This window comes from Streptomyces chattanoogensis (assembly GCF_001294335.1).
GTDB classification, from domain to species: Bacteria; Actinomycetota; Actinomycetes; order Streptomycetales; family Streptomycetaceae; genus Streptomyces; species Streptomyces chattanoogensis.
Genome location: NZ_LGKG01000001.1, coordinates 445,441 through 457,262 on the forward strand (window position 1 = coordinate 445,441; position 11,822 = coordinate 457,262).

Annotated in this window: 10 protein-coding genes; all 10 read left to right on the top strand. The window is 71.2% G+C overall.

Annotated elements, in window-relative coordinates; translation table 11 throughout:
- Positions 1–6: 6 nt before the first annotated feature.
- The 10 genes from thrC to ADL29_RS02015 all read left to right on the top strand — a co-directional run bounded on the left by thrC (position 7) and on the right by ADL29_RS02015 (position 11,727).
- A complete protein-coding gene (gene thrC, locus ADL29_RS01970; RefSeq protein ID WP_053922030.1) occupies positions 7–1,092 on the top strand; it encodes a threonine synthase in 1,086 nt (361 codons plus the stop codon).
- Between the two features lie 383 nt (positions 1,093–1,475).
- Positions 1,476–2,393 carry a homoserine kinase gene (gene thrB, locus ADL29_RS01975; protein ID WP_046925990.1) on the top strand — a complete coding sequence of 306 codons (918 nt, stop codon included), beginning with the start codon at positions 1,476–1,478 and terminating at the stop codon, positions 2,391–2,393.
- A 376-nt stretch (positions 2,394–2,769) separates the two neighbouring features.
- Positions 2,770–4,788 (top strand): transcription termination factor Rho, encoded by a 2,019-nt coding sequence (gene rho / locus ADL29_RS01980; protein WP_053922031.1) that lies wholly within the window; start codon positions 2,770–2,772, stop codon positions 4,786–4,788.
- A gap of 361 nt (positions 4,789–5,149) precedes the next feature.
- Positions 5,150–6,274 carry an LCP family protein gene (locus ADL29_RS01985; protein ID WP_053922032.1) on the top strand — a complete coding sequence of 375 codons (1,125 nt, stop codon included), beginning with the start codon at positions 5,150–5,152 and terminating at the stop codon, positions 6,272–6,274.
- A 187-nt stretch (positions 6,275–6,461) separates the two neighbouring features.
- A complete protein-coding gene (gene rpmE / locus ADL29_RS01990) occupies positions 6,462–6,686 on the top strand; it encodes a 50S ribosomal protein L31 (protein WP_030065532.1) in 225 nt (74 codons plus the stop codon).
- A gap of 138 nt (positions 6,687–6,824) precedes the next feature.
- Complete coding sequence (gene prfA / locus ADL29_RS01995; protein WP_053922033.1) at positions 6,825–7,904, top strand: peptide chain release factor 1; 1,080 nt, start codon at positions 6,825–6,827, stop codon at positions 7,902–7,904.
- Positions 7,905–7,957: 53 nt separating this feature from the next.
- Positions 7,958–8,803 carry a peptide chain release factor N(5)-glutamine methyltransferase gene (prmC, locus tag ADL29_RS02000; RefSeq protein WP_053922034.1) on the top strand — a complete coding sequence of 282 codons (846 nt, stop codon included), beginning with the start codon at positions 7,958–7,960 and terminating at the stop codon, positions 8,801–8,803.
- A 98-nt stretch (positions 8,804–8,901) separates the two neighbouring features.
- The gene (locus ADL29_RS02005; protein ID WP_046925985.1) at positions 8,902–9,549 is read left to right on the top strand and encodes an L-threonylcarbamoyladenylate synthase; all 648 of its coding nucleotides are present in this window, start codon (positions 8,902–8,904) and stop codon (positions 9,547–9,549) included.
- Complete coding sequence (locus ADL29_RS02010) at positions 9,546–10,223, top strand: arsenate reductase/protein-tyrosine-phosphatase family protein (protein WP_388262550.1); 678 nt, start codon at positions 9,546–9,548, stop codon at positions 10,221–10,223. Before ADL29_RS02005 ends, ADL29_RS02010 begins: the two co-directional genes overlap by 4 nt.
- 166 nt (positions 10,224–10,389) lie before the next feature.
- Positions 10,390–11,727, top strand: a complete 1,338-nt coding sequence (locus ADL29_RS02015) for a serine hydroxymethyltransferase (RefSeq protein ID WP_053922035.1) — start codon at positions 10,390–10,392, stop codon at positions 11,725–11,727.
- Positions 11,728–11,822 lie beyond the last annotated feature (95 nt).

Below are 11,822 nucleotides of genomic sequence, written 5' to 3' on the forward strand. Positions count from 1 at the left end.
GAACCCATGTCTGCCAATTCCACCGCGTCCACCACCAGCCGTCAGTGGCGCGGAATCATCGAGGAATACCGTGACCGGCTGCCGGTCAGCGACACGACCGAGGTCATCACCCTGCGGGAGGGCGGCACGCCCCTCGTGCCGGCCCAGGTGCTCTCCGAGCGCACCGGCTGTGAGGTGCATCTCAAGGTCGAGGGTGCCAACCCCACCGGCTCCTTCAAGGACCGCGGGATGACGATGGCCATCACGCGGGCGAAAGAGGAGGGCGCCAAGGCCGTCATCTGCGCCTCCACCGGCAACACCTCCGCCTCGGCCGCCGCCTACGCGGTCCGGGCCGGGATGGTCTGCGCGGTGCTCGTCCCGCAGGGCAAGATCGCGCTCGGCAAGATGGGCCAGGCGCTGGTGCACGGCGCGAAGATCCTGCAGATCGACGGGAATTTCGACGACTGCCTCACGCTGGCCCGGGGCCTGTCCGAGAACTACCCGGTCGCACTTGTGAACTCCGTGAACCCGGTGCGCATCGAGGGGCAGAAGACCGCCGCCTTCGAAATCGTCGACATGCTCGCCGACGCGCCCGACATCCATGTGCTGCCCGTCGGCAACGCCGGCAACATCACCGCGTACTGGAAGGGCTACCAGGAGTACGCGGCCGACGGCATCGCCTCGCACACCCCGCGGATGTGGGGCTTCCAGGCCTCCGGCAGTGCGCCGATCGTGCGCGGTGAGGTCGTCAAGGACCCGCACACCATCGCCACCGCGATCCGCATCGGCAACCCCGCCTCGTGGGCGAACGCCGAGCGTGCCCGGGACGAGTCCGGCGGCTTCATCGACGACGTGACCGACCGTCAAATCCTGGCCGCCTACCGCCTGTTGGCCTCCCAGGAGGGTGTCTTCGTCGAGCCCGCCTCGGCCGCGTCGGTGGCCGGTCTGCTCAAGGCGGCCGAGGAGGGCAAGGTCGACCCGGGGCAGCGGATCGTCTGCACGGTCACCGGCAACGGCCTCAAGGACCCCGACTGGGCGGTGGCGGGTGCGCCGCAGCCGGTCACGGTCCCGATCGACGCGGACGCCGCCGCCGAGCGCCTGGGCCTGGCCTGACCGCACCGCCCGGCCGGGCCGCCCGGTCCGGCCGGCTGGTGTGAAACGCGGTCCCTGTGGGCAGGACCTGCTCGCAAGGACCCGGGGGTGCGGGGCCCGCGCTCGCTCCGTAACCCAGGAAAAGCAAAGAGTGCAAAGGCTGCAAAGCCCCGGAAGGTGGCGTCGGGGCACCGGCGGCGCGCGACACGCATCGTGCGCCTCCTGTGCGCCCTATGTCGTGACAGAACCTTCCTTCGATAGGCTGGCAGCCAACTCCCCTCCCCACGGCATAACGCAGTGGTGTGCAGGGCAGGTCAGAACAGACCCCAATGAGCCGTCCGGGCGCCTCGGTGCCGGTGCTCTGGGGCAGTACCGCAGCATCAATCAAGGAGAGTCATCGAGCGATGGCCGGTCCCGCGTTCCGCGCCGCCGCCGTCCGGGTGCGCACCCCCGCTTCCAGCGCCAATCTCGGTCCCGGCTTCGACGCCCTCGGCCTTTCCCTGGGCCTCTACGACGATGTCGTGGTGCGCGTCGCCGATTCCGGATTGCACGTCGATATCGCAGGTGAGGGCGCCGAGACCCTTCCGCGCGACGAGAGCCATCTGCTCGTACGGTCGATGCGCGCCGCCTTCGACCGGCTCGGCGGACAGCCGCGCGGCCTGGAAATCGTCTGCGCCAACCGCATCCCGCACGGCCGCGGCCTGGGCTCCTCGTCGGCCGCCATCTGCGCCGGCATCGTCGCGGCCCGCGCCGTGACGATAGGCGGCGAGCAGAAGCTCGACGACGCCGCGCTTCTGGAGCTGGCCACCGAGCTCGAGGGCCATCCCGACAATGTCGCCGCATGTCTGCTGGGCGGTTTCACGCTCGCCTGGATGGACACCGGAACCGCGCGGGCGATCCGGATGGATCCCGCCGATTCCATCGTTCCGGTGGTCTTTGTGCCCGGAAAGCCGGTGCTGACCGAGACCGCCCGTGGACTGCTGCCGCGTACCGTCCCGCACGGGGACGCCGCGGCCAACGCCGGCCGTGCCGCGCTGCTCGTCGAGGCCCTGACCAGGCGCCCCGAGCTGCTGCTGGCTGCGACCGAGGACCGACTTCACCAGGAGTACCGCGCCCCCGCGATGCCGGAGAGCGTGGCCCTGGTGAACCGACTGCGCGCGGACGGCGTCCCCGCAGTCGTGTCCGGTGCGGGCCCCACCGTGCTCGCACTGGTCGAGGATGCGGCGGCCGACAAGGTCGCCGCGCTGGCGGGAGAGGGGTGGGCGGCCAACCGGCTGACCCTCGACGCGGTGGGCACCTGTGTGCTGCCGCTCGCCGGGTGATCACGCGTGTGATCGACTGATTGCCGGTCTTGGAGAGGGGGAATGTTTGTTGGATCCGGTAGTGTTAACCTCAAGTCAGTACCCGACACCTATGCGGTGCGGTGCTTGGTGTCCCCAGTTGGGACCACTTTCTTCCGGGAGCCTCCCAAACTGCTTGGAGCAATGGCCTGAGCAGAAGTGAGCACGCTCCGGAATCGGCGTGGCGTCATGAGTCACTCTGCATCTCTTCACGCCGGAACCATGAATTGATCTTTCCGCCGTATCCGGCGGGACCACCGCCCCGGCCCGGTCCGCAAGACCAAGGACATCGAGCCGGACAGCACAACCCGGTCGCCGAGCCAGACAGGCCGACGCCCGCTCCAGGGAAGGACCCTTCGTGAGCGACACCACCGATCTGATGGGCGTGCGCACCGATGGCAGTGCCACCGCGCCCGCCACGGACGCTCCCGCCGCGCCTGCAACCACGCGTCGCCGCCGTTCCGGCACCGGCCTTGAGGGCATGGTCCTGGCGGAGCTGCAGCAGGTTGCCTCCGGCCTCGGCATCAAGGGCACCGCGCGGATGCGCAAGAGCCAGCTGATCGAGGTCATCAAGGAGAAGCAGGCCGGCGGCTCCGGCGCCCCGGCCAAGGCCGACGCGCCCGCCGCCGAGACCAAGCCGAAGCGCCGTACGACCTCCAAGGCCCGTACGGGTGAGGACGCGGACAAGAGCGCCGAGAAGGCCGCCAAGGGCGGCAAGGCCGCCGAGCAGCCCGCGGCCGCCCAGCAGCAGATCGAGATCCCCGGCCAGCCCACCGACGAGCAGCCGGCCGGTGAGCGCCGCCGGCGCCGGGCCACCGCCGCCGCGGGCAGCCCCGAGGCCGCCGCCGGCGACCTCAAGACCGACACCAAGGTCGAGGCGAAGACCGAGGTGAAGGCCGACGCCAAGGCCGAGGCCGCGGTGGAGACCGCCGAGGGCCGACCGGCCAAGGACCGTCAGGACCGCGGCGACCGCCAGCAGAAGGGCGACCGCGAGGGCCGCGGCCAGCGCGGCCAGCGCGACCGTGACCGCGGCGACCGCGGTGACCGCGGCGACCGCCGCAAGGGTGACGCGGGCGACGGCGGCCAGGGCGGCGGCCGTCAGCGGGACCGCCGTGTGGAGGACGAGGACGACTTCGAGGGCGGCCGCCGGGGCCGTCGCGGCCGCTACCGCGACCGCCGGGGCCGTCGCGGCGGCCGTGAGGAGTTCGGCGGCGAGCCGCAGGTCTCCGAGGACGACGTCCTGATCCCGGTCGCGGGCATCCTCGACATCCTCGACAACTACGCGTTCATCCGGACCTCGGGCTACCTGCCCGGCCCGAACGACGTGTACGTCTCGCTCGCCCAGGTCCGCAAGAACGGCCTGCGCAAGGGTGACCACGTCACCGGCGCGGTCCGCCAGCCCAAGGACGGCGAGCGGCGCGAGAAGTTCAACGCGCTGGTCCGCCTGGACACCGTCAACAGCGTGGCGCCCGAACAGGGCCGCCAGCGGCCGGAGTTCGGCAAGCTGACGCCGCTCTACCCGCAGGAGCGGCTGCGCCTGGAGGGCGAGTCGGGCGGTCTGACGACCCGGATCATCGATCTGGTCACGCCCATCGGCAAGGGCCAGCGCGGTCTGATCGTGGCCCCGCCGAAGACCGGCAAGACCATGATCATGCAGGCGATCGCCAACTCGATCACCCGCAACAACCCCGAGTGCCACCTGATGGTCGTCCTCGTCGACGAGCGTCCCGAAGAGGTCACCGACATGCAGCGGTCGGTCAAGGGCGAGGTCATCTCCTCGACCTTCGACCGTCCGGCCGAGGACCACACCACCGTCGCCGAGCTGGCCATCGAGCGGGCCAAGCGGCTCGTGGAGCTGGGTCACGACGTCGTTGTCCTGCTGGACTCCATCACCCGTCTGGGCCGCGCGTACAACCTCGCGGCGCCCGCCTCCGGCCGCATTCTGTCCGGTGGTGTCGACTCGACCGCGCTCTACCCGCCGAAGCGCTTCTTCGGTGCCGCGCGCAACATCGAGGACGGCGGTTCGCTGACCATCCTGGCCACCGCGCTGGTCGAGACCGGTTCGCGGATGGACGAGGTGATCTTCGAGGAGTTCAAGGGCACCGGCAACCTCGAGCTCAAGCTCGACCGCAAGCTCTCGGACAAGCGCATCTTCCCGGCGGTGGACGTGGACGCGTCCAGCACCCGTAAGGAAGAGATCCTCATGGGCAGCGACGAGCTGGCCATCGTCTGGAAGCTGCGCCGGGTGCTGCACGCCCTGGACCAGCAGCAGGCCATCGAGCTGCTGCTGGACAAGATGAAGCAGACGAAGTCCAACGCGGAGTTCCTGCTGCAGATCCAGAAGACGACGCCGACCACGGGCAACGGCAACGACTGACGCCCTCGGCGACGCCGCACACGGAGCCCTCCTCACCCCTGTGGGTGGGGAGGGCTCCGTGCTGTCCGCTCTCCTGTGTGATGCGCGCCGCCCCGGGGGCGCCCGCCGCTGAGACCTTCCGCACAGCCCCGAAGATCACACAACTGTTCACGCAATGTCCGAAAACATGCCGTAAGCGCTGGTGAGAGGGACCAAAGTCCCGGACCGCCGCGCACCGGCCGGCCGGTTTTCTAAGAAAGCCCTCACACCACGCTGTGCAACCCTTCCCGTCAGCCTCCCGTCTGACCAGACACCACAGGGCCGTCATGTACGGAACACGGCCGGCGAGGCGGCAGCCGAGCGACCAAGGACTGAGGAGCAGATGGCCGACAGCAACGGGACCGCGATGACGGCCGGAAGCCGTGCCCGCGGCATACGTGCCACGGGCCGCCGGCGCAAGGGCCCGACCCGGCGCCGCAGGGCCCTGACCATCACGTTGTGCGCGCTGGTCAGCGTCCTACTGCTCGGCGGGGCCGGGCTGGGGTACGTCTATTTCAAGCTGAACGGCAACCTCAAGGGCGTCGACATCAACGCCGCCCTCGGCCACGACCGCCCGCAGAACGTCGACAACGGCTCGATGGACATCCTGGTGATGGGCTCGGACTCCCGGGCGGGGAAGAACGGCGAGTACGGCCGGGACGAGGGCGGCGCCCGCTCCGACACCGCGATGATCGTGCACGTCTACAAGGGCCACAAGAAGGCCAGTGTGGTGAGCATCCCGCGCGACACGATGGTCAAGCGGCCCGACTGCACCAAGGACGGCCGGTCCCTCCCGGGCTCGCAGCGGGCGATGTTCAACACCGCCTACGAGGTCGGCGGCCCGGCCTGCGCCGTCAAGACCGTCGAGTCGATCAGCGGCATCCGGATGGACCACTTCATCGAGGTGGACTTCACCGGCTTCAAGCGGCTCATCGACGCGCTGGGCGGTGTGGACATCACCACCACCAAGCCGATCGACGACAACAACAGCCACCTGCATCTGCCGGCCGGCAAGCACACGCTCAACGGCGAGAACGCGCTCGGTCTCGTCCGGACCCGGCACGGCGTGCCCGGCGGCGACGGCAGCGACCTGGGCCGCATCCAGCTCCAGCAGACCTTCGTCAAGGCGCTGATGAACCAGGTCAGGAACGTCGGGGTGCTCACCAACCCCGCCAAGCTCTATGACATCGCGGACACCGCCACCAAGGCCATCACCACCGACACCGATCTCAACTCGGTGGGCGAGCTGACCGGACTGGCCAAGAGCCTGGGCGCCATCGGGTCGGAGAACATCGACATGGTGACGCTGCCGGTGACCTACGACCCGGCCAACCCGGACCGGGTGGTGCCGCTGGCCAGGCAGGGCAAGCAGGTCTGGGACGCGCTGCGGCAGGACCGCGCCATCCCGAAGGATGCGATCAAGGGCTCGGCCGGTGACCAGGGCGGCACGGGCCGGTACGTGAAGTAGCCGTGGTGCCCCGGCGTCGGGGCCGTACGGGCCCCGGTTCCGGGCGGCGGACACCCCGGGGAATAGTTGCGCACGTACCCCGGTTTTGGGAGATACGGCTAGTCCTGGCAGACTGGACCGTCGGCCCCGGTTCACGTGACGCAACCCGCGACACGACCCGGTGCACTCCCGAACCTAGGAGAATCCCTTGAAGCGCGACATCCACCCGGAGTACGTCGAGACCCAGGTCAGCTGCACCTGTGGCGCGTCGTTCACCACCCGCAGCACCGTTGCCGGCGGCAGCATCCGCGCCGACATCTGCTCCGAGTGCCACCCGTTCTACACGGGCAAGCAGAAGATCATGGACACCGGCGGCCGCGTGGCCCGCTTCGAGGCCCGCTTCGGCAAGTCCGCCGCAGCCGCCAAGAAGTAGCGACCCGCAAGGCGCCGGTTCGCGGTCGCCCCTGGATGGGGGTGACCGGACCGGCGTCTTTGTCGTCCGGCCCCCCGCCGTCCGGCCCGGGGTCCGGGGCCCGTCCCCGGTAGTCACAGCCAGTAGAGGAACCCCACGATGTTCGAGGCGGTCGAGGAACTGGTCGGCGAGCACGCCGACCTCGAGAAGCGGCTGGCCGACCCCGCGGTCCATGCCGACCAGCGCGAGGCCACGCGGCTCAACAAGCGCTACTCCGAGCTGACCCCGATCATCGCGACCTACCGCTCCTGGCGGCAGGCCGGCGAGGACATGGAAACCGCGCGCGAACTGGCCGCGGACGACCCGGACTTCGCCGACGAGGTCAAGGAGCTCGACGCACGGCGCGAGGAGCTCACCGAGAAGCTGCGGCTGCTGCTCGTACCGCGCGACCCCAGCGACGACAAGGACGTCATCCTCGAGATCAAGGCGGGCGCGGGCGGCGACGAGTCCGCACTCTTCGCCGGCGATCTGCTGCGGATGTATCTGCGCTACGCCGAGCGCATCGGCTGGAAGACCGAGATCATCGACTCCACCGAGTCCGAGCTCGGCGGCTACAAGGACGTCCAGGTCGCCGTGAAGACCAAGGGCGGCAACGGCGCGACCGAGCCCGGCCAGGGCGTCTGGGCGCGGCTGAAGTACGAGGGCGGGGTGCACCGCGTGCAGCGGGTGCCCGCCACCGAGTCGCAGGGCCGGATCCACACCTCCGCGGCCGGCGTCCTGGTGACCCCCGAGGCCGAAGAGGTCGACGTCGAGATCAACATGAACGAGCTGCGGATCGACGTCTACCGCTCCTCGGGCCCCGGCGGCCAGTCCGTCAACACCACCGACTCCGCGGTGCGCATCACCCACCTGCCCACCGGGGTCGTCGCCTCCTGCCAGAACGAGAAGAGCCAGCTCCAGAACAAGGAGCAGGCGCTGCGCATCCTGCGCTCGAGGCTGCTGGCCGCGGCCCAGGAGGCCGCCGAGCAGGAGGCCGCCGACGCCCGCCGCAGCCAGGTGCGCACCGTCGACCGCTCCGAGAAGATCCGCACCTACAACTTCCCGGAAAACCGCATTTCGGACCACCGCGTCGGCTTCAAGGCGTACAACTTGGACCAGGTGCTCGACGGTGAGCTGGATGCGGTCATCCAGGCGTGCGTCGACGCCGACTCGGCGGCCAAGCTCGCCGCCGCGCAGTAAAGCAGCACCGAGCAAACCCGCAAGACCTGTACGTACCGGCTGGAGGACTCCCCGTGAACCTGCTGCTCGCAGAGGTGGCCCAGGCCACCCAGCGGCTGGCCGACGCCGGCGTGCCCTCACCGCGGTTCGACGCCGAGGAGCTCGCCGCACATGTGCACGGCGTCAAGCGGAGCCAGCTGCACACGGTCCCCGACGCGGACTTCGACGCCCGCTACTGGGAGGCCGTCGCCCGCCGCGAGGCCCGCGAGCCGCTGCAGCACATCACCGGCCGCGCCTTCTTCCGCTACCTCGAACTCACCGTCGGGCCAGGGGTGTTCGTACCCCGTCCGGAGACCGAGTCGGTGGTCGGCTGGGCGATAGACGCCGTACGGGCCATGGACGTCGTCGAGCCGCTGATCGTCGACCTGTGCACGGGCTCCGGGGCCATCGCCCTGGCCCTCGCCCAGGAGGTGCCGCGTTCGCGGGTGCACGCCGTGGAGCTGTCCGAGGAGGCCCTGCGCTACGCCCGGAAGAACGTCGAGGGGTCCCGGGTCCAGCTCCACCAGGGCGATGCGCTCACCGCGCTGCCCGAGCTGGACGGACAGGTCGACCTGGTGGTCTCCAACCCGCCGTACATCCCGCTGACCGAGTGGGAGTACGTCGCGCCCGAGGCCCGCGACCACGACCCCGAGCTCGCGCTGTTCTCCGGCGAGGACGGGCTCGACACCATCCGCGGCATCGAGCGGACCGCACACCGTCTGCTGCGGCCCGGCGGCGTGGTCGTCGTCGAGCACGCCGACACCCAGGGCGGTCAGGTGCCGTGGATCTTCACCGAGGAGAAGGGGTGGGCGGATGCGGCCGACCATCCCGATCTCAACAACCGGCCCCGTTTCGCCACCGCGCGCCGGGCGACGCCATGACGCGTACCGCCCAGGCGCCCGATGCGGCCGGTGTACCCGACGCATCCGCCGTATCCGCCGCATGTGAAGTATTCGTTCCGCACGAGGAGGTCTCGTAAATGGCACGGCGCTACGACTGCAACGACGCGACCGACCGCGCGACCGGTCTGCGGGAGGCCGCCTCGGCCGTCCGCCGCGGCGAGCTGGTCGTGCTGCCGACCGACACCGTCTACGGGGTCGGTGCGGACGCCTTCAGTGCCGAGGCCGTCGGGGATCTGCTGGAGGCCAAGGGCCGCGGCCGCGGGATGCCCTCGCCGGTCCTGGTCGGCTCGCCCAACACCCTGCACGGCCTGGTCACCGACTTCTCCGAGCAGGCCTGGGAGCTGGTCGACGCCTTCTGGCCCGGCGCGCTCACCCTCGTCGCCAAGCACCAGCCGTCGCTGACCTGGGACCTGGGCGAGACCCGCGGCACGGTCGCGGTGCGGATGCCGCTGCACCCCGTCGCGATCGAGCTGCTCACCGAATTCGGCCCGATGGCCGTCTCCAGCGCCAATCTCACCGGTCACCCGTCGCCGCAGGACTGCGACGCCGCCCAGGAGATGCTGGGGGACTCGGTCTCCGTCTACCTCGACGGCGGCCCCACCCCCGCCGCCGTACCGTCCTCCATCGTCGATGTCACCGGCAAGATCCCGGTGCTGCTGCGCGAGGGCGCGATCAGCGCGGACGAGCTGCGCAAGGTGGTACCCGAGCTCGAGGTGGCCAATTGATGGCGCCCCTGGGGCGTGGCATAGCGGGACCCGGCGACGACCTCCTTCTCCCCCCGCAGCGCCCTTTCCGGATCCTGCACGTCAGCACCGGCAACGTCTGCCGCTCGCCGATCACCGAGCGGCTCCACCGGCGTGCGCTGGAGCTGCGGCTCGGCGCGCAGCGCAGCGGCGGGCTGCTGGTGGAGAGCGCGGGCACCTGGGGGCACGAAGGCGCTCCCATGGAGGCGCACGCCGCCACCGTGTGCAGCGACTACGGCGCGGACCCGGCCGGCTTCATCGGCCGTGAGCTGCTCGACGAGCACGTCATCCGCGCCGACCTGGTGCTCACCGCGACCCGTGACCACCGCGCCCAGGTCATCTCCATGGGCCATTCGGCGGGACTGCGGACCTTCACGCTCAAGGAGTTCAACCGCCTGGTGCGGGCCATAGACCCGGCCACGCTGCCGGACCCGGACCCGGACCTGCCGGACGGCGGGCTGGTCGAGCGGGCCCGTGCACTGGTGGGCGCGGCCGCCGCGCTGCGCGGCTGGCTGCTGGCGCCCAACCCGGAGTCCGACGAGGTCTACGACCCCTACGGCGCGCCCATCACCTTCTTCCGCTCCATCGGGGACGAGATCAACCAGGCGCTGGACCCGGTCGTCACGGCGCTCACGGGGGTCCCGGCGCGCGCCTAGCGGCACCGGGGGCGCACCAGCACTCCCCGGCCTCCGGCCGCAACCACCAACGGCTCCTGCCCCGGCCGGCCCCGCCGCGGGGTGCCCCGTTGCCCGCACGCCGCGCCCGATCGCCCCTCCGCGCCTACATTGGACTTACGTCCCCGTACGAGGCCCGGAGCCAGCGATGTCCACCACCGCGTCAGCCCGCAGCCAGCACAAGGCCGCCGAGGAGCGGGCACGGGCCGCCGCCCGCGACGGCGCCGCCCGCCCGGCCGGTGCCCCGGACTTCGACGCGCTGCTGCGCCAGGACCCGGAGATCGCCGGGGTGCTGCTGGGGGAGAGCGCCCGACAGGCCGACGGCCTCCAGCTGATCGCCGCGGAGAACTTCACCTCGCCCGCGGTGCTCGCCGTCCTCGGCTCCCCGCTCGGCAACAAATACGCCGAGGGATATCCCGGCGCCCGGCACCACGGCGGTTGCGAAATCGTCGACCTCGCCGAGCGGATCGCCGTGGAGCGCGCCACGGCCCTGTTCGGCGCCGAACACGCCAACGTCCAGCCCCACAGCGGGTCTTCGGCCGTGCTGGCCGCCTACGCCGCCCTGCTGCGCCCGGGAGACACCGTCCTGGCCATGTCCCTCCCGCACGGCGGCCATCTCACCCACGGATCGCCCGCCAACTTCTCCGGCCGCTGGTTCGACTTCGTCGGCTACGGCGTCGACGAGGAGACCGGGCGGCTCGACTACGACGCGATCCTGGCGCTGGCCCGCACCCACCGCCCCAGGGCGATCGTGTGCGGCTCGATCTCGTATCCCCGGCACATCGACTATGCGGCGTTCCGGGAGATCGCGGACGAGGTCGGCGCCTATGTGATCGCGGATGTGGCCCACCCCATGGGGCTGATCGCCGGGGGCGCGGCGCCCAGCCCGGTCCCGTACGCGCATGTGGTGTGCGGCACCACCCACAAGGTGCTGCGCGGGCCGCGCGGCGGGATGGTGCTGTGCGGTGCGGAGCTGGCCGAGCGGATCGACCGGGCGGTGTTCCCCTTCACCCAGGGGGGCGCCCAGATGAACGCGGTCGCCGCCAAGGCCGTCGCCTTCGCGGAGGCCGCCGCGCCCGCCTTCGGCGCGTACGCCCATCAGGTCGTCGCCAACGCCCGGCGGCTCGCGCGGGCGCTGGCGGAGCAGGGGCTGACGGTCTCCACCGGCGGGACCGACACGCATCTGATCACCGCCGACACCACACCGCTCGCGGTGGATGCGCGTACCGCCCGGGGGCGGCTGGCGGCCGCCGGGATCGTGCTGGACACCTGCGCGCTGCCGTGCGCCGCGGTGCCGGACACGCGCACGGCCCTGCGGAACGGCCTGCGGCTGGGCACCGCCGCGGTGACGACGCAGGGGATGGGCGAGCCGGAGATGCACCGGATCGCCGAGCTGATCGCCGCGGCGCTGCGGGAGGACGGTACGGCGCGCGCGGAGACGCGGGCACTGGTCCACCGCTTCCCGCCGTACCCCGATCGCGGCTGATCACGGGCGGACGGCGCCGTCCGGGGCCGCCGGGGACGCGGCGGGAACCGTCCGGCGGGCGGGTGCGTCTTTACCTGTATTCACGGCCAGGGGGC

Coding starts and splice junctions, on each gene's coding strand:
- ADL29_RS01985 (WP_053922032.1), top strand. CDS start 5,150: ATGGCCGACAGCAACGGGACCGCGATGACGGCCGGAAGCCGTGCCCGC.
- thrB (WP_046925990.1), top strand. CDS start 1,476: ATGGCCGGTCCCGCGTTCCGCGCCGCCGCCGTCCGGGTGCGCACCCCC.
- prfA (WP_053922033.1), top strand. CDS start 6,825: ATGTTCGAGGCGGTCGAGGAACTGGTCGGCGAGCACGCCGACCTCGAG.
- ADL29_RS02005 (WP_046925985.1), top strand. CDS start 8,902: ATGGCACGGCGCTACGACTGCAACGACGCGACCGACCGCGCGACCGGT.
- ADL29_RS02015 (WP_053922035.1), top strand. CDS start 10,390: ATGTCCACCACCGCGTCAGCCCGCAGCCAGCACAAGGCCGCCGAGGAG.
- thrC (WP_053922030.1), top strand. CDS start 7: ATGTCTGCCAATTCCACCGCGTCCACCACCAGCCGTCAGTGGCGCGGA.